We start from the raw sequence: 17,982 nt of genomic DNA, 5'->3' as shown, positions 1-17,982 counted from the left end.
ACAGATGACAACAGGACGGACCGTCCTCACTCGCGACCAGATCGTCGACGACCTCGCCGACATGCTCGGCGTGCCGAGCGGCGAGTTGGACGACTCCACGAACATCCTCGACATGGGCCTGGACTCGGTTCGCCTGATGACGCTCGTGGAGCGCTGGCGGGCCGCGGGGTCGGCCGACGTCGACCTCGTCACGTTGGCCGAAGTCCCGGAAGTGGGCGCCTGGGTGCGCGAGCTGACGGGACGGGACTGATATGAGGGTCGTAACGCTCGGCTACCAGACGTGGGGCCACCGCACGCTGTCCGCGGTGCTCGGGACCGAGCACGAGGTGGTCCTGGCGGTCACCCATCCGGTCAGCGACCATCCGTACGAGCAGATGTGGGCCGACTCGGTCGAGGACCTCGCGCGGGACAACGGTGTGCCCGTCCACGTCGCGACCCGCGCCGACCAGGATCTCATCGACGCGGTGCGGGCGGCTGAGCCCGACGTGATCGTCGCCAACAACTGGCGGACCTGGCTGCCGAAGGAGATCTACGCGGCGCCGACCCACGGCACCCTCAACATCCACGACTCACTGCTGCCGCGCTACGCGGGCTTCTCGCCGATCCTCTGGGCGCTGCTCAACCGCGAGTCGCACGTCGGCGTCACCGTCCACCGGATGGACGAGGGCCTCGACACCGGCCCGATCGTCGCGCAGCAGGCGGTGCCGGTCGGCCCGACGAGCACCACGACCGACCTCGTCCTGGCGACGATGGATCTGATCGAGCCGCTGGTCGCGGCATCGCTGGCCGACCTGGCCGCGGGCACCATCGTCGAGCGGGTCCAGTCGCCGGAGTCGATGACGTACTTCCACAAGCGCTCGGATCTCGAATCGCGGATCGACTTCACGTCGAGCGCGGCCGACATCGAACTGCTCGTTCGTGCGCAGTCCGATCCCTATCCGAACGCGCACTTCACCTTCCGGGGCCAGCGCGTTCGGGTGCTGTCGGCGCACGTCTCGACAGGTCGGTTCGGCGGCACTCCGGGTCGGGTGACGGTGCCGTACGAGGGCGGTGTCGCAGTGGTCTGCGGGCGGTCGCGCACGACGCCGGAGCCGGCGATCGTCTTCGACACGCTGCGGCTCGCCGACGGTGCGACGGTGTCGGCGGCCGACTTCTTCGGAACGCGCGGCGGGTACATCGACCTCGTCTGAGGCGCACCGGGCTGGGTCGTCGACCCAGCCCGGGGGCGCCTCAGCGGGAGGCGAACTGGTCGATCGCGCCGGGCACGGGCTCGGCGGGATCGTTGCCGAGTGCGACGATCCGGTTGTCGGCGTCCACGTGGACGACCTTCGGCTCGTGCAGGACCACTTCGGCCTCGCTGAACTGGCCGTACGACATGATGATCACCAAGTCGCCCGGGTTCACCAGGTGAGCGGCGGCTCCGTTGATGCAGATGCGGCCGGATCCGGCCTCTCCGGTGATGGCGTACGTCTCCAGTCGGGCGCCGTTGGTGATGTCGACGACGCTCACCTGCTCGCCCTCGACGAGGTCGGCCGCCGACATGAGGTCGGCGTCGATCGTGATCGATCCCACGTAGTGGAGATCGGCCTGGGTGACGGTTGCGCGGTGGATCTTGCCGTTGACGAGCGTGCGGTGCATGGTGAAGCCTCTCGGATGTGTGGTGGGGACAGCGGTGTCAGTTGGCGGCGTCGGCGGCCATGGCCTCCCGCAGGCTGCGGGGGCGCAGGTCGGTCCAGTTCTGCTCGACGTATTCGAGACACGACGCGCGGTCGGTCCCGGTCGGCGCACCGTGCACGATGCGCCAACCTGCGGGAACATCGGCGAACGACGGCCAGAGCGAATGCTGCTCCTCATCGTTGACCAGGACGTAGAAGGTGCCGGACTCGTCGTCGAATGGGTTGGTGGACAACAGAACTCCTCATCGGTGCGGCGGGGGTGGAACTGAACTCGAATTCTAGCGTAGGTTACCCTAACCTTATGAACAAAGCCTTGGCAGAGTCGACGATCCCGTCGCTCGTCGTCCGACAGGCCCGTCGTACCCCCGACCACGTGGCCGTCGTCGACGCCCGCGTGCGGCTCACCTATCGCGATCTCGCGCAGCGGGTCGCCGACCTCGCCGATCGGCTGTCGGCGGCCGGGGTCGGCCCCGAGAGCGTCGTCGGCGTCGGCATGCCGCGCTCGGCCGAAATGGTCGTCAGCGTCCTCGCGATCACCGCGGCGGGCGGGGCGTTCGTCCCCGTCGACCCCACCTGGCCGGTCGCCCGCCGCGAACGCGTTCTCGCCGACTCCGGCGCGGTCGCCGTCGTCGCCGACGCGGACACCGTCGAGTGGCCCGTCCCCGTGCTGCACCTGGACATCCTCGACGAGCCGCGCGACCTCGGCGATCCGATCGACCGTCTCGCCGCGCTGTCCCTTTCGGACCCGCGACCGGGCGACGGACTGCGGCTGGCGTATGTGATCTTCACCTCGGGTTCGACCGGCGCGCCGAAGGGCGCGATGATCCGTCACGAGGCGATCTGCGAGCGGCTGGTCTGGCAGCGCGACGAGATCCTGCACTTCGGTTCCGGCGACGCCACCCTCTTCAAGGCCCCGTTGTCGTTCGACATCTCCGTGAACGAGATACTGCTGCCTCTCGTGTCCGGCGGCCGGGTGGTGGTCGCCGCGGCCGGTGACGAACGCGACCCCGATCGGCTCCTGGAGATCATCGAGACCGAACGCGTCACGTTCGTCTATCTCGTGTCGTCGATGCTCGACGTGCTCCTGGAGATGGACCGCGTCCGCGCCCGGACCGGCCCGAGCGCGCTCGGCTCCCTGCGGCACGTGTGGTGCGGTGGCGAGGTCCTCACGCCTGGACTGTTCGCGCGATTCCGCGCCCAGACCGACACCACGCTGTACCACGGGTACGGGCCCGCCGAGGCCACGATCGGCGTCTCGCACGTGATCTATCGGGAGAGCGCCGAACGGATCGCCACCTCGATCGGCAGGCCCAACCCGCGAACCAGCCTGTACGTGCTCGACGAGCGGTTGACTCCGCTCGGCGTCGGGGAGGCCGGCGAACTGTACGCATCGGGGTTCCTTCTCGGCCGCGGCTACGTCAACGCACCGGGGCTCACCGCGTCCCGGTTCGTCGCCGACCCGTTCGACGGTGACGGCGCGCGCATGTACCGGACCGGGGACCGGGCGAGGTGGACGGCCGACGGGAGCCTGGAGTTCCTCGGTCGTGTCGACAATCAGGTGAAGCTGCGCGGCAGGCGCATCGAACTCGAAGAGATCGAGGCCGCCGTGGCGTCCGCCGACGGAGTGCGGCACTGTGCCGTCACCGTCGCCGAGATCGGCGCCACGCAGCGTCTCGTCGCGTATGTGACGGCGGCGTCCGACGTTCCCGCGGGCTGGTCGGCCGACGACGCGGTCCGACGATCGTGCGCGCTGACTCTGCCCGACTACATGATCCCGGAGATCGTCGTCACGCTCGAGACCATGCCGACCACCGCCAATGGCAAGGTCGACCGCAGGGCCCTGCCCGTCCCGGCCCCGGTGTCGCACGGCGGCGACGCAGTCCCGTCGACGCCGGGGGAGACGCTCCTGTGCCGCGTGTTCGCCGACGTCCTCGGTGTCGACTCCGTCGCGGCCGACGACGACTTCTTCGCGCTCGGCGGGGACAGCATCGTCGCCATCCGCGTGATCAGCGCCCTCCGCGGGGAGGGATGGACAGTCCGGGTGCGCGACCTGTTGGCGGCGCGCACGCCGATCGACCTGGCGCCGCGGCTCACGCGGGCGGAGGACTCGGCGGTCGCCGACGTGCCCGCCTGGGGTCCGACCCCGGCCACGCCGATCCTGCAGTGGATGCACGACGTCGCGGCTCCCTCGGGCCTCGACGCCTTCCACCAGGGCATCTGCCTCACCACTCCGGTCGGGCTCGACCGCGCGACCCTGCAGTCGGCGGTCGACGCCGTCGTCGACCGCCATCCGATACTGTCCGCGGCGCTCGCATCGGCCGTCGAGCTGACCGTGCCCCCGGCCGGGCGGCGTGTCGACGTCGCGATCGCGGAACCGACGGATGAGCCAGCCGACCTGGCGCGCGACGCCGCGGCCCGCCTCGATCACCGTTCCGGCGTCGTGCTCGCCGTCACCTGGATCGACCGGCCGGGCGACACCGGACGTCTCGTGGTGATCGCCCACCACGCGGTCGTCGACGGCATCTCGCTGCGCGTGATCGCCGACGACCTGGCCTCGGCGGTCGTCGACCCGGCCGCGCTCACCGCCGAGCCCGTCTCCTGGCGTGCGTGGGCGCAGAGCCTCGCCGACGCGGCGCGCTCGGGAGCGTTCGACGACGAACGAGACTTCTGGCGCGAGGCGTGCGCCGCGGCGCCCGGCGTCCTCGGCGTCGAACCGCTCGACGCCCGCGACACCGTGGCGACCGAGGCGCACCACACCGTCGATCTTGACGTAGACCTGACCCGCGGGCTGGTCGACGTGCTGCCCGCGGCCATCCACGGATCGCCCAACGACGCGCTCGTCGCGGCCCTCGCCGTAGCGGTGACCGAACACCTCGGGTCCGCGGCGGTGACCGTGGAGATGGAGGGCCACGGACGCGAGTCGCAGGCGGTCGGCGACGTCGACCTGTCGCGGACCGTCGGCTGGTTCACCACGTTGTACCCGGTCCGCATCGACCTCTCCGGCATGGAACGCGACGATCCGTCGTCCCTCGTCAAGGGAGTGAAGGAGCAACTGCGTCGGATCCCGCGGAACGGCATCGGGTACGGGGCCCTGCGGCACCTCTCCGACGACCCCGTCCCGGCACACCGCGCGCCGGTCCTGTTCAACTACCTCGGTCGGTTCGCCAGGACCGACGGGAACTGGGCGATGGCCCCGGGAACCATTCCCTACGAGGGCCGCGATCCGCGGATGCCGCTGCCGCGACCGCTGGAGGTGAACGCCGTCGTCGCCGACGGCGTGGACGGGCCGCGCATGTCGGTGACCTTCAGCCGGGCCTCGCGCGTGCTGACCGACGCCGACGTCCGATCGATCGCCGACCGCTGGGTCGACGTGCTGCGGCGCATCGTCGGCGCCGAGGTCCGCGGGCACACCGCGTCCGACTTCCCGACGGTGCGGCTGTCCGACGCCGACGTCGCCGCTCTCGAGGCCGGACACCCCGGCCTGCTCGACGTGAGCGCCCCGACACCGGCGCAACTGGGCATCCTGTTCCACGCGGCGGACTCCGCCCATGACCCGTACCTGGTGCAACAGATCATCGAGCTGGACGGGCCCGTCGACGTCGACGCGTTCGCCGAGGCCGCGCACGAGACGGTCCGACGGCACGCCGCGCTGTCGGCGCGATTCGTGCAGGTGTCCGACGGATCGACAGTCGTCGTCACCGGCGACGCGCCCGCGCCCGACGTCCGCGCCGTCGACGTCGCCGACGGCTCCGACGTCGACGCCGCGGTCCGGCGGGCCGCGGCGGACGACCGGGCCCGCGGCTTCGACCTGGCTCGCGCCCCGCTGACCCGCTACACGATCGTCCGCGCCGACGCCTCCCGGTCCCGGCTGATCCAGACCGTCCATCACGCCATCGCCGACGGATGGTCGGTGCCGTTGGTGCTCGGCACGCTCCGCCGCGCGTACATCGGCGAGCGCAGGACAGGCGGCGACCGGCACCGCGCCGCGATCGCCGCCCTGCACGCCCGCGACCGGGCAGACGAACGTGCCGCGTGGGGCCGCTACCTCGACGGCGTCGACGAGGCGACGTCGCTCGCCGCGATGTTCGACGCGGCGACCCTCGTCGACGACGCGGCCCGCGATTCGGGCATGCCCGGAGTCGGTGTCCGGACGCACCGGATCGACTCGGCCGCGGTCGCCGACTACGCCCGCCGCCACGGGGTGACGGTCGGATCCGTCGTCCACGCGGCGTGGGGCTCGACCCTCGCCCTGCTGACCGGTCGCACCGACGTCACATTCGGATCGGTGGTGTCCGGTCGAGGGCCGGGCCTGGACGCCTGCGTCGGACTCCTCGTCAACACGGTGCCCGTCCGATTCCACTTCGCGCCCGACCGGCGGGTCGTCGACGCCGTGATCGACCACGCCGCGGACGCGCTGACCGTCGTCGATCACCCGCACATGCCGCTGGCCGACGTCCACCGCTCGGCGGGTGTGCGCACCCTCTTCGACACCCTCGTCGTGATCGAGAACCTGCCGACCCAGGCCGACGACGACGTCGACGCGCCGTTCCGCTTCGGCGCGATCGAGGTGATCGAGGCTCCGCACTATCCGCTCACCGTGATGGTCGCGCTGCACGACGAGATAGTCGTGACCGTCACCAATCGTCGCGCCGATCTCGGCGACGGCCCGGCCGACCGTGCGGCCGCGTTGTTCGTCGACCTGCTCTCGACGATCGTGTCGGCCGACGACGGTGACCTCGGCGCCGCTCTGCTGGGAGTCGGAGCGGCCCCCGACACGGGCGGATCGACCGCGGACCACCCGTCGACGATCGCGGCGCGGGTCGACGCCGCCCTGCCGACCCTGCCCGAGGTGGTGTTCGCGGACACGGTCACGCCTGGCGTCGACGTCGCCGCCCACGCGGTACGACTGCGCGACGAACTGCGGGCCGTGGGGGTCGGCCCCGAGGCTCGGGTGGCGGTCCGCTGCGATCGAGGCGTCGACCTCCTCTGCACGAGCCTCGCGGTGATCGCCGTCGGAGCGACACTCGTCCCCGTCGACCCCGCCTATCCGGCCGACCGCATCGCGCACATGCTCGACGCGTCCGAGCCGGTCATGGTGCTCGACTCGGGTGTCGTGCCGGACCGGCCGGCCGCCGCCGCGACGGGGAACGCCCGTCCGGAGAACGGCGCGTACCTGCTGTTCACCTCGGGCTCGACGGGTGTGCCGAAGGCCGTCCTCGGGACGCAGCGAGCCGTGGCCGCCCGCCTGGCGTGGCAGCACCCGGTCGGGACCGCGCGGCGCGGGGCCCGGCTGATGAAGAGCTCGCTCAGCTTCGTCGACGGGCTCACCGAGTTGCTCGCGGCGGCGCTCACCGCGGAACGGATCGTGATCGCCGACGAGACGCAGATGCGCGACCTCACCGCGCTGGCCGCACTGATCGCGCGGTGGGACGTCGACGAGGTCACCACCATCCCGAGCGCGGCCACCGCGCTGCGACGCTCCTGCGCGGAGCAGGTGAGCGCGGTCCGCCGCTGGACCCTCAGCGCCGAGCCGCTCACCGCGGACGCGGTCGACCTGCTGGCCGACGCCGACACGGTGGTCGACAACTTCTACGGATCGTCCGAGGTCACCGGCGATGTCACCGCGGGAAGGGCCACTCCTGGCGCACCGGTGACCGTCGGCCGCCCGGTGCCGGGGTCCGCGGTGCGCGTCCTGGATCGGTGGCTGCGCCCGGTCGAGGACGGCGTCATCGGCGAGCTGTACGCCGCGGGGCCGCAACTCGCCCGCGGCTACCACGGTGCGCATGCGGTCACGGCGTCGCGATTCGTCGCCGATCCATTCGGCGAGCCCGGCTCCCGCCTGTACCGGACCGGCGATCTCGCGGCCCGCGTCGGCGGGGAGATCGTCCTGCACGGCCGGGTCGACGTGCAGTTCTCCGTGCGCGGGATGCGGGTCGAGGCGGGCGAGGTGGAGGCCGCACTGCTCGACCGGTCCGATGTCGCGGCGGCCGTGGTCCACGCCGTGGGGAGTCCGGCGCGGCTCATCGGCTACGTCGTCGCCGCGCCCGGAGCGGACGTCGACCCGCGCGAGGTCGTCGCGCGGCTCGGCGGGCGACTGCCCCGCCACGCGGTCCCCGACCAGATCGTCGTCCTCGACGCGCTGCCGACCACCCCGAGCGGCAAGGTCGACAGGGCGGCGCTGCCGGATCCGGCGGCGGCGTCGGCGCCGTCGCGAGCCCCGGAGACCGCGGCCGAACGGGCCCTCGTCGGCATCGTCCGCGACGTCCTCGGCCGTCCGGACGTCGGCCCGGACGACGACTTCTTCGCCCTCGGCGGCGACAGCATCAGCTCGGTCGCGGTCGCCGCACGAGCACAGCGCGCAGGTCTGGCCGTGTCGACGCAGGACGTGTTCCGGCTCCGCACGGCGGCGGCTCTCGCCGCGAACGGCCTGCCCGCCGCGACGCCGACGCCGGTCGCGCCGACACCCGTCCTGCACCAGATCCGCACGTCGGGAATCGACCCGGCCGACCTGGTGTACACCGAGGTCGCGTCGCTCGGGACCATGACGGTCGACGACGTCCGCGCGGGTCTGGTCCGTCTGGCTGCGACCGTCGACGCGGCGTCCATGCGGGTGACGCCCCGGAACCGACTGATCTGGACGGCGGAGACGGGCGGCGACGTCGCGCCGATCCCGCTGGTGGTCGTCGACCGGCCGGAGGGTGCGGCGGCGCTCGCCCGCGAGCACGTCGACATCGCGGCCGGGCGCGCCGTGGCGGCCGTCGTCGTGACGTCGGGCGGTCGATCAGACCTGCTGCTGGCCGCACACGCGCTCGCGATGGACCGGGCCTCGCTGCATGCGGCGATCACCGCGGTGATCACGTCGACGTCACTGGAGTCGGCCTCGGTCGGCGCGGTCGCCGACGCCGTCGACGACGCGTCGAGGCACCACGACTTCGGACGGTTCGCCGCGGCCGGCGGTCGCGCCGAACCGACGAGGCTCGAACAGGCGCTCGCGGACGCCGCGGACGCGGTGCTCGGCGCGGCCTTGCTGATCGACGTCGAAACCGATCTGCGGGCGCTGCCCGGCGTCGCCGACGACGCGGCGGGCCCGTTCACGCCGACTGTCCCGTTCGAGCACGCCGGTCCGGCGGACACGCGGCACTGGCATCCCGTCGCGCAGGTGCACGACCCGACCGTGCGCAAGGCGATGCGTCGCAGGCCTGCGGCCGGACTGCTGCTGACCCGCGTATACGGGCCGCCCGGCGAGCCGGACCGGCTCGAGGGCGCCGAACGTCGATACTCGATCGCCGCGCGCTATCGGCTGAACGACGACGGGACGCACGACGTCGCGGTCGTCGGAGACGACCGCGGTGTCACCCGCGAACTGGCCCGAGCGTGGCGACGGGTCCTCGACGCCACGACGACCGACACGAAAGACCGACAATGACCCTCAACGGTTTTCTCGCGGGCGACCGACCCGCGGAACGCGGCGCCACGGTGCCGGTGAACTCCGACACCACGCCTCGCGCCCTGGTCCTGCGGACCATGTGGGGGGCCAACCGCTACACGATCCCGGCGATGATCCTGGTGGTCGCGCACTTCGTCGGCGAGGCGCTCGTCCCCGTGATCATGGGCCTGGCGATCGACCGTGCGGTGCTCGCACAAGACTGGTCGGCGCTGTGGCTGTGGCTCGGCGTGCTGGCCGTCGACTTCGTCATGCTGTCGTTCACCTGGCGGTTCGGCGACCGCATGGCGGTGTACGCGCTCAACGTGATCGAGCACCAGTTCCGAATGCGGGTCACCGACCGGATGCTCGACCCGGCGGGAACCGACGGGCCGGCCCGCCTGCCTGGAACCGCGCTCAGCATCGCGACGTCCGATGTCGCCCGACTGTCCCGTGCGGTCCTGCTCGCGGTGTTCCCGGTCGGTGAAGCCGCCTCGGTCGTCGTCGCGGGCGTCATCCTGCTGTGGATCTCGTGGCCGCTCGGCGTCGCAGTCCTCCTCGGAGCCCCGGAGATGTTCTGGATCCTGGATCGGGCGGGAGCCCCGCTGCGACGTCGGACCGAGCAACAGCAGGAGTCCGTCGGCCTGGCCGCGGGCACCGCGGGCGACCTCGTGGCCGGATTCCGCGTGCTCAAGGGCATCGGAGCGGACGCCGAAGCGGCGCGCCGCTACCGCGAGGCCAGTGGCCGGGCCCGCGATCACGCGATCGCCGCCATGCGCACCGAGGGCGCCTATGTCGCGCTGCTGCAGACCGTGTCGTCGATCTTCGTGATCGCCGTCGGCCTCGCCGCGGGCGTCATGGCAGTCGACGGCAGGCTGGGGTTGGGACAGTTGATCACCGTCGTCGGTCTCACGCAGTTCATCATGGGACCGCTCAACGCGATCGGAACGAACTTCGGCGCCGTGTGGAACGGCGCCGTGCCCAGCGCGGCCCGCGTGCTCTCGGTGCTGCAGGCGGGACCGGGCGTCCGGGCGGGCGACCTCGACGCCCCGAGCGGACCGCTCGCCGTCACGGGTCTGCCCGACCTGCCCGACGTGCACGTCCCCGAGCGCGGGCTGACGGTGATCACGACCGACCAGACGACGACTCGCGTGTTGGCGTCGGCGCTGGCCCGCGAGGACTCGGACGCGGGCGTCTCGGTGCGCGTCGGCGGTGTCGAGCTGGATCGACTCGACCACGATGCGGGCCGATCGTCGGTCCGCGTGGTGCCGCACACCCCGCACCTGTTCGAGGGCACGGTGGTGGAGAACATCGCGGCCGTGGTCGGCGACGACGACCGGCGCGACGAGCGCGTGACGCGGGCCGTGTTCGCGGCGGCGTGCGACGACGTGGCGGCGGTCCTGCCGGACGGGCTGGACACGCCGGTCGGGGAGGCCGGACACATGTTGTCCGGCGGACAGCGGCAACGCGTCGCCCTCGCGCGGGCGCTCGCCGCCGACTCCGCTTTCCTCGTCCTCACCGATCCGACGACCGCGGTCGACTCGGTGACCGAGGCGACCGTCGTCGACCGGGTCCGCGCGGCCCGGGCCGACGCGGCCACCGTCGTCTTCACCGCGGCCCCGGCGTGGACGGCCGCGGCCGACACCGTCGTCCGACTCGATCCGACAGTCTGCGAGGCCATCCGATGACCATCCGCCCCATCCACGACAGACTGCCCGTCGCCGACTGGCGGCGCACGGTGGCGCATCTCGTGGCACACCTGCGGCGGCACCGGGCCCGGTTGGCGGTGGTCGTCGTCGCGATGACGGCCTCCGGCGCGTTCGGGCTCGTGACGCCGCGACTGCTCGGATCGATAGTCGACGTCGTCGCGCACGACGGCGACGCGGCCGACGTGCTGACACGGGCCGGGCTGATGGCCCTGGCCGCCGTCGCCTGCGCCGTGTGCGCCGGCGCCGGCATCGCCGTGGCGGCGTCGGTCTTCGAGGCCGTGCTCGCCGATCTGCGCGAGGAGATGCTGGCGACCGTCCTGCGGCTCCCGGTCGCCAGGGTCGAGGCGGCGGGCAGCGGCGACGTCCTCTCCCGCGCGACGGACGACGTCGACAAGGTCGGCGAGGCGATCGGCACGGCGCTGCCGTCGATGCTCATGGCGCAGGCAGGCGTCGTCGTCACGGTCATCGGACTGGCCGCCATCGATTGGCGGTTCCTGCTCGTCGCGGTGGTGACCGCGCCCCTGTACATCGTGACCGCACGCATGTACATCCGTCGTGCACCCGCCGTCTACGCGGCCGAGCGCACCGCGGCCGCCGATCGCGCACACCATGTGCTCGGGCCGGTGCAGGGTCTGCCGACGGTGCGCGCCTTCGACCTCGGCGGACCGTTGAGCCGCAGGATCGACAGGCACTCGTGGGCCGTCGTCCGCCGGTCGATGCAGGCGACGGTCCTGCAGAACAAGCTCGCGGGACGACTGAATCTCGGCGAGTTCATCGGCATGACGGTCATCCTGCTCGTCGGCTTCATGCTCGTCGGCGACGGCGTCGTCACCGTCGGTGCGACGACGGCCGCCATGCTGTTCTTCCTCGCCCTGTTCGATCCGATCGGCCAGTTGATGTACGTCCTGGACGATCTGCAGTCGGGCGCCGCGGCGCTCGGACGCATCGTGGGCGTCATCGACATGCCCGACGGCCGCGCCGACGATCAGCCGGAGACGACCGGCGACGACGGGTCGGGACTGGTCGCCCGGAACATCTGTTTCGGGTACACCCCCGAGCATCCGATCCTGCATGACGTGTCGGTGACCGTCGGGGCGGGCGAACACGTCGCACTCGTCGGCATGTCGGGTGCGGGCAAGAGCACGCTCGCGACGATCCTGGCCGGCGTCCACCGGGCCGACGAGGGTGCGGTGACGCTCGGCGGGACGTCCGTCCTCGACATCGGGGAGTCGGTGCGGGCGCGTCGCGTCGCGCTGCTCACTCAGGAGGTGCACGTGTTCTCCGGAACGCTGCGCGACGATCTGGCGATGGCGCGACCCGAGGCGGACGACGACCGCGTGTGGCAGGCGTTGGAGAAGGTCGGCGCGGCGCAGTGGGCGCGCGGCCTCGACGACGGACTCGAGACGGTGGTCGGGGAGCACGGGCATCAGGTCGACGCGATGGTCGCGCAGCAGCTGGCCCTGGCGCGGATCGATCTGCTCGATCCGGATGTGGTGATCGTCGACGAGGCGACCGCGGACGCGGGCAGCGCGGGCGCGGGCGTGCTCGAGGAGTCGGCCGCGGCGGTCCTTGCGGGTCGGTCGGCGCTGATCATCGCCCATCGCCTGAGTCAGGCGGCGTCGGCCGACCGGATAGTCCACCTCGGCCGGGGGCGAGTCGTCGAGGAGGGCTCGCACGCCGAGCTCGTCGCCGTGGGAGGCCGCTACAGCGAGATCTGGGCGGCCTGGGCAAAGAATCGGTAATGAACTTAGGCTACGCTACGCTTACCAACAGTCGGGTGTCAGGATTGAGCGCCCACTCACACATCGGAGGATCGAATCCCATGAATCAGACCACCCCGAGCCGGTCCGGACGCAGGCGTTCCCGCCTGGTTCTCGGTGCCATGGTCGCCGTCATCGCGCTGCTCGCCGCGCTCCTCGGCGCCTGCGGATCGAATGACTCCGACTCCGACTCCGCGGGCGAGATCACCCTCGAGAACGCGTTCGGCACGAGCAAGATCCCGGCGTCGCCCAAGCGGATCCTGGCTGTCTCCGAAGCCGACCTCAACGCGGCGCAGGCACTCGGCGTCACGCCGAGCATCGTCGCCGAGTACAAGGAGTTCCCGTTCAACACCTGGACGACGGACGCCCTGACGAAGGGCGGAGCCGACCCGGAGCGCATCTGGACGGGCACGTCGTACGAGATCCGCACCGAGGACGTCGTCAAGGCCCGTCCCGATCTGATCCTCGCCGTCGGCAGCTGGTACATGGACGACACGTACAAGCAGCTCAGCAAGATCGCGCCCGTCGTGACCTTCCCGAAGCCGTTCACCTCGCCGTCCGACGTGGACGCGCCGACCTTCCTGCGCACCGTCGCCAAGGCGCTCGGCAAGGAGAAGGAAGCGGAGACGGTCATCGCCGACACCGACGCGAAGGCCGCACAGTGGCGTAAGGACAACCCGAGCGTCGTCGGCAAGACCGCCGCGCTGGCCGTCCAGTACATCGGCGGCGGCCTGTCGAACGACTCGGTCGAACCGTACGTCGCGAACTACCTGAAGATGTTCGGCCTGGTCCCGCCGCCGTCCACCGATCCGGCCAAGCCGTCGATGGAAGACCTGTCGTCGCTCGACCGCGACATCCTGATCCTCAACTTCTACGCCGACCGCAAGGAGATCACCGAGAACTCGGTCTTCAAGAACCTCGCGGTGGTCCGCGACGGTCGGACGATCGAGAACAAGGCGCTGTCGGAGGCCGCGGGCACGCCGACGTACCTGAACATGAACTACGTGCTCGACAACGCCGGTGTCCGTGACGCACTGACCGCGGCCGCCGGAAAGGTCAAGAGCTGACCGCTCTGCACCACGAGTCGCCGTCGTCGGCGACACCGGATCGCGACGTGCCGCAGGGCCTGATGCGATCCAATCGGCTGCGGTCGATCGCGATGGGAGTCGCGGTCGCCGCAGTCGTCGTGCTGTTCGTGGTCAGCCTGGGGGTCGGTGTGCGTGACATCCCGGTGTCGCACGTCGTAGACGCGTTGATCCACGCGGATCGGTCACCGGGCAATCCGCGCCTCGACGAGGTCAACGTGCTGTGGGACCAGCGGATTCCGCGCGGTCTGCTCGCGCTCTTCGTCGGCGCGGCCCTCGCGATGTCCGGCGCGATCATCCAGGCGATGACCCGCAACCCGCTCGCCGACCCCGGCATCCTCGGTGTCAACGCGGGATCGGCGTTCGCGATCGTGGTGGCGATCTCGGTCTTCGGCATCGGCAGCTACTGGGGATACGTCTGGTTCGCACTGGTCGGAGCCGCGGTGGCCGCCGTCGTCGTGTACGCGCTCGCCAACACCGGGCGCGCCGGGGCGACACCGGTGCGACTCGCGTTGGCGGGCGTCGCGCTCGCGGCGTTCCTCGGCGGTGTCACGCAGGGCATGGTGCTCATCGACTCGGCCGCGTTCACCACGATGCGCTTCTGGCAGGCCGGGTCGATCACCAACCGGGGGTACGGCGTCGTCGCCGCGGTGGCGGCGTTCGTCGTCATCGGGGCGGTCATCGCGATCGCGGTCTCCCGCGCGCTCAACGCCGTCGCGCTCGGCGACGACATGGCGGTCGCCCTCGGCGTGCCGCTCACCCGGGTCCGGGTGCTCGGCGTGGCCGCGGTGACGCTGATGTGCGGCGCGGCCACGGCGGCCGCCGGTCCCATCGGCTTCGTCGGACTGATGATCCCGCACGTCGTGCGCTGGATCGTCGGGCCCGATCAGCGATGGATCCTGCCGTTCAGCATGGTCGGCGGCGCGATCCTGCTCGTGTGCGCCGACATGCTCGGCCGCGTCACCCTCAACGACGAGGAGATCCCGGCGGGCATCATCACCGCGTTCATCGGAGCTCCCGTGCTCATCATGCTGGCCCGACGACGGACTGCGAGCGAACTGTGACACAGCAACGGATCGACTACGGTCGACGCGTCGTCGCGCTCCGCGGACCGCGCGGCCTGTCCATGCGCGTGGACGTCCGAGTCGTCGTGACCGTCACCGTCCTGATCGTCGCGGCGCTCGCCGCGGCCTGCGCCGCGTTCACCGTCGGGCCGATCGCGGTGCCGCTGCGCACCGTGTTCGAGGTGTTCTCCGGGCGCGGCGACTCGTACGACGTGCTCGTCGTCGACGAGATCCGTGCCCCGCGCATCGTGATGGCGCTGATCATCGGCGCGGTGCTCGGCGTCAGCGGCGCGATCTTCCAGTCCTTGACGCGCAACTCGCTCGGCAGCCCGGACGTGATCGGATTCGACTCGGGCGCGTATCTGGGCGTCGTGGTCGCGACCCTGTACGTCGGCGGAACCTACGACGTGAAGATGGTCGGGGCCCTCATCGGCGGATTCGCCACGGCCGCCGTGGTGTACGTGCTCGCCTTCCGCGACGGCGTCCAGGGCTTCCGACTGATCATCGTCGGCATCGGCGTGAGTTTCATGCTGTCGTCGGTCACCGCCTGGCTGTTGCTCTATCGGCGTGCCGAGGTCGCGATGGCGCTGCAGCGGTGGGGGATGGGCACCCTCGACGGATCCGATTGGGACGCGGTGAACGCCTCGCTGGTGTTCCTGCCGTTCGCGGTGATCGCCGTCGGCTGGGTGGCCTGGCGGATGCCGATCCTCGAGATGGGCGACGACACCGCGAACGCGCTCGGCGTGAACGTGGAACGCACCCGCCTCGGGATGCTGGCGACCGGCACGGCGCTCAGCGCGTTCGGCGTGGCAGTCACCGGGCCCGTCGCGTTCATCGCTTTGGCCGCCCCGCAGATCGCGCGGCGTCTCACCCGTACGGGCACCGTGGGGATGGTGTCGTCGGCCGCGGTCGGCGCGCTGCTGGTCAGCGTCTGCGACATCGTGACCCAACTGTTGCCGCAGCCCGTGCCCGTCGGAGTCGTCACGGTGTCCGTCGGCGGCTTGTACTTCATGTGGCTTCTGTTCCGAGAGGGGACGAGACGAGGATGACCGACATCACGACACCGCGACTGCGGACCGAGAAGCTGTCGACCGGCTACGACAAGCGGGTCATCAGCGCCGATCTCACCGTGGAGATCCCGGACGGGGCGGTCACCGCGATCGTCGGGCCGAACGCGTGCGGCAAGTCGACGCTCCTGCGGTCGTTGTCGCGGCTGCTGCCGCCGAAGTCCGGCCGGGTGATCCTCGACGGTGAGACGATCTCGTCCTATCCGTCGAAGGAGGTCGCGCGACGGCTCGGCCTCCTGCCGCAGCACTCGACCGCTCCGGACGGCATCCGGGTGGTCGATCTGGTGTCGCGTGGCAGGTACCCGCACCAGAACCTGATCCGGCAGTGGACCGACCGGGACGAGTCGGCCGTCGTCACGGCGATGGCGTCGACCGGGGTGACCGATCTGGCGGGCCGGGTGGTCGACGAGCTGTCCGGCGGTCAACGTCAACGCGTGTGGTTCGCGATGGTGCTCGCGCAGGAGACGCCGCTGATCCTGCTCGACGAGCCGACGACGTATCTGGACGTCGCCTACCAGATCGATCTGCTGACGATGTGTCGACGGCTGATGCGGGAGGACGGTCACACGATCGTGGCGGTCTTGCACGACCTCCATCACGCGTGCCGGTTCGCCGATCACATCATCGTGATGAAGGAGGGCGCGATCGTCGCCGAGGGGCGCCCGTCGGACATCGTGACGGCCGAGCTCGTCGAACACGTCTTCGGCCTGCCGTGCCGCATCATCGACGACCCCGAAACCGGCACTCCCATCGTCATTCCGCTGAGCGAGGAGTCCATCGCCGCCAGGTGAGGGGCGCGGTCGACCGCATCCGCTTGATAGGTTAGGCTAACCAAATATCAAACGCCGCACGGCGTTTGGCGTCCTGAAGGAACGACACTCGACAGATTGAGGCACACGTGCTCATGCGGACCGACTCGACAAGCGTGATGGACATCGTGGGCATCGGATTCGGACCCTCGAATCTGGGCCTGGCGATCGCGGTCGACGAACACAATCGATCGGTCGGACCGGCCGAGCAGATCTCCGCCGTGTTCGTCGAGGCGAAGCCCGAATTCGCCTGGCATCCCGGGATGCTGCTGCCCGGCACCACCATGCAGATCTCGTTCCTCAAAGACCTCGTCACCCAGCGGAACACCACCAGCGAGTACTCGTTCCTCAGCTACCTCGCCGAGCGGGGGCGGATGGCGCACTTCATCAACCATCAGACGTTCTTCCCCACCCGTCACGAGTTCCACGACTACCTGGCCTGGGCCGAGCGGAAGGTGGGCGCGGACGTCCACTACGGCACCCGCGCCTCCTCGATCACCGAGGCAGACGGACATCTCATCGTCCATGCGACCGGGCCGGCCGGACCGGTGACGGTGAACACGCGCAACGTCGTCGTCGCGGGCGGGCTCCGCGAATCCCTGCCCACCGGGGTGACGGCCTCGCCGCGACAGTTCCACAATCACCGCCTCCTCGATCACCTCGCCGCGCTCCCCGCGACCGACAACAACCGTTTTGTCGTCGTCGGTGCGGGACAGAGCGCCGCGGAGGTCGTCGAATACCTGCACGACAACTACCCGTCCGCCCAGATCCACAACGTGTTCGCCAAGTACGGCTATGTGCCGGCGGACGACAGCCCGTACGCGAACCGGATCTTCGACGCGACCGCCGTCGACGAGTTCTACGAGGCGGATCGCACCCAGCGTGACTCGCTGCTGCAGTACCACCGATCCACCAACTACTCGTGCGTCGACCTCGACCTGATCCGCGAGCTGTACCGGCGCGAGTACGCCGAGCACGTCGCGGGCGACCGCCGACTGTTCATGCGCGGCGCGTCCAGGGTCGCCGACGTCGTCGAGACAGACGACGCGGTGCGGGTGCGGGTGGAGAACCTCTTGAACGGCGAGATCGACTCGATGACGGTCGACGCCGTCGTCTACGCCACCGGCTTCGTCCCGACCGACCTGAGCGAACTGCTCGGCGACCTGGTGGAACCCGGTGTCACGGCGGGTGACGTCGACCGCGACTACCGGGTCGTGACCACGCGACCCGTCGCCGGAGCCGTCTACACGCAGGGCGGAACCGAGCACACGCACGGCCTCACGTCGTCGCTGCTGTCGAACATCGCGATCCGCTCGGGCGAGATCCTCGAATCCGTTGTGGCGGGGCGCTCCCTCTCGCGCACCGCCTGACACGTCAGCCAACCACCAG

Annotated in this window: 12 protein-coding genes and 1 pseudogene; 11 read left to right on the top strand and 2 right to left on the bottom strand. The window is 70.9% G+C overall.

What is annotated here, in order from left to right; all coding sequences use genetic code 11:
- Positions 1 to 4: 4 nt before the first annotated feature.
- Entirely contained in the window at positions 5 to 250 is a 246-nt protein-coding gene (locus tag GYB83_RS17860) for a phosphopantetheine-binding protein (protein WP_161896693.1), read from the top strand.
- 1 nt (position 251) lies between these two features.
- Positions 252 to 1,190, top strand: coding sequence for a methionyl-tRNA formyltransferase (locus tag GYB83_RS17855; protein ID WP_161896692.1), 939 nt, complete (start codon positions 252 to 254; stop codon positions 1,188 to 1,190).
- Positions 1,191 to 1,230: 40 nt separating this feature from the next.
- Here GYB83_RS17855 and panD read toward each other — a convergent pair whose 3' ends face one another.
- Positions 1,231 to 1,638, bottom strand: coding sequence for an aspartate 1-decarboxylase (panD, locus tag GYB83_RS17850; protein ID WP_161896691.1), 408 nt, complete (start codon positions 1,636 to 1,638; stop codon positions 1,231 to 1,233).
- 37 nt (positions 1,639 to 1,675) lie between these two features.
- Complete coding sequence (locus GYB83_RS17845; RefSeq protein ID WP_161896690.1) at positions 1,676 to 1,909, bottom strand: MbtH family protein; 234 nt, start codon at positions 1,907 to 1,909, stop codon at positions 1,676 to 1,678.
- Positions 1,910 to 1,935: 26 nt separating this feature from the next.
- Here GYB83_RS17845 and GYB83_RS24245 point away from each other — a divergent pair.
- The 9 genes and pseudogenes from GYB83_RS24245 to GYB83_RS17805 all read left to right on the top strand — a co-directional run.
- Positions 1,936 to 5,124, top strand: a pseudogene (locus tag GYB83_RS24245) (amino acid adenylation domain-containing protein); the annotation flags it as partial.
- Positions 5,107 to 9,102 carry an AMP-binding protein gene (locus GYB83_RS24240; RefSeq protein ID WP_443093436.1) on the top strand — a complete coding sequence of 1,332 codons (3,996 nt, stop codon included), beginning with the start codon at positions 5,107 to 5,109 and terminating at the stop codon, positions 9,100 to 9,102. The pseudogene GYB83_RS24245 and the gene GYB83_RS24240, both read left to right, overlap by 18 nt.
- Positions 9,099 to 10,787, top strand: a complete 1,689-nt coding sequence (locus GYB83_RS17835) for an ABC transporter transmembrane domain-containing protein (RefSeq protein ID WP_161896688.1) — start codon at positions 9,099 to 9,101, stop codon at positions 10,785 to 10,787. Before GYB83_RS24240 ends, GYB83_RS17835 begins: the two co-directional genes overlap by 4 nt.
- Positions 10,784 to 12,550 (top strand): ABC transporter ATP-binding protein, encoded by a 1,767-nt coding sequence (locus tag GYB83_RS17830; RefSeq protein WP_161896687.1) that lies wholly within the window; start codon positions 10,784 to 10,786, stop codon positions 12,548 to 12,550. Before GYB83_RS17835 ends, GYB83_RS17830 begins: the two co-directional genes overlap by 4 nt.
- A gap of 80 nt (positions 12,551 to 12,630) precedes the next feature.
- A complete protein-coding gene (locus GYB83_RS17825; protein WP_161896686.1) occupies positions 12,631 to 13,635 on the top strand; it encodes an ABC transporter substrate-binding protein in 1,005 nt (334 codons plus the stop codon).
- Positions 13,636 to 13,697: 62 nt separating this feature from the next.
- A complete protein-coding gene (locus GYB83_RS17820; RefSeq protein WP_161896685.1) occupies positions 13,698 to 14,717 on the top strand; it encodes a FecCD family ABC transporter permease in 1,020 nt (339 codons plus the stop codon).
- Positions 14,714 to 15,766, top strand: a complete 1,053-nt coding sequence (locus tag GYB83_RS17815; RefSeq protein WP_228461592.1) for a FecCD family ABC transporter permease — start codon at positions 14,714 to 14,716, stop codon at positions 15,764 to 15,766. Before GYB83_RS17820 ends, GYB83_RS17815 begins: the two co-directional genes overlap by 4 nt.
- Positions 15,763 to 16,575: an ABC transporter ATP-binding protein gene (locus GYB83_RS17810; protein ID WP_161896684.1), complete on the top strand. Its 813-nt coding sequence runs from the start codon at positions 15,763 to 15,765 to the stop codon at positions 16,573 to 16,575. Before GYB83_RS17815 ends, GYB83_RS17810 begins: the two co-directional genes overlap by 4 nt.
- A gap of 137 nt (positions 16,576 to 16,712) precedes the next feature.
- Positions 16,713 to 17,963: a lysine N(6)-hydroxylase/L-ornithine N(5)-oxygenase family protein gene (locus tag GYB83_RS17805; protein ID WP_228461761.1), complete on the top strand. Its 1,251-nt coding sequence runs from the start codon at positions 16,713 to 16,715 to the stop codon at positions 17,961 to 17,963.
- Positions 17,964 to 17,982: the final 19 nt, after the last annotated feature.

This window comes from Gordonia spumicola (genome assembly GCF_009932475.1).
Classification (GTDB): Bacteria; Actinomycetota; Actinomycetes; order Mycobacteriales; family Mycobacteriaceae; genus Gordonia; species Gordonia spumicola.
Note: the sequence above shows the minus strand (reverse complement) of the source record. Positions and strands in the feature narration are given on the sequence as shown.

Bases quoted from the DNA above. Each gene is read 5' to 3' on its own strand.
- GYB83_RS17860 (WP_161896693.1), top strand. From the start codon at position 5: ATGACAACAGGACGGACCGTCCTCACTCGCGACCAGATCGTCGACGAC.
- GYB83_RS17855 (WP_161896692.1), top strand. From the start codon at position 252: ATGAGGGTCGTAACGCTCGGCTACCAGACGTGGGGCCACCGCACGCTG.
- panD (WP_161896691.1), bottom strand. From the start codon at position 1,638: ATGCACCGCACGCTCGTCAACGGCAAGATCCACCGCGCAACCGTCACC.
- GYB83_RS17835 (WP_161896688.1), top strand. From the start codon at position 9,099: ATGACCCTCAACGGTTTTCTCGCGGGCGACCGACCCGCGGAACGCGGC.
- GYB83_RS17830 (WP_161896687.1), top strand. From the start codon at position 10,784: ATGACCATCCGCCCCATCCACGACAGACTGCCCGTCGCCGACTGGCGG.
- GYB83_RS17825 (WP_161896686.1), top strand. From the start codon at position 12,631: ATGAATCAGACCACCCCGAGCCGGTCCGGACGCAGGCGTTCCCGCCTG.
- GYB83_RS17820 (WP_161896685.1), top strand. From the start codon at position 13,698: ATGCGATCCAATCGGCTGCGGTCGATCGCGATGGGAGTCGCGGTCGCC.
- GYB83_RS17810 (WP_161896684.1), top strand. From the start codon at position 15,763: ATGACCGACATCACGACACCGCGACTGCGGACCGAGAAGCTGTCGACC.
- GYB83_RS17805 (WP_228461761.1), top strand. From the start codon at position 16,713: ATGGACATCGTGGGCATCGGATTCGGACCCTCGAATCTGGGCCTGGCG.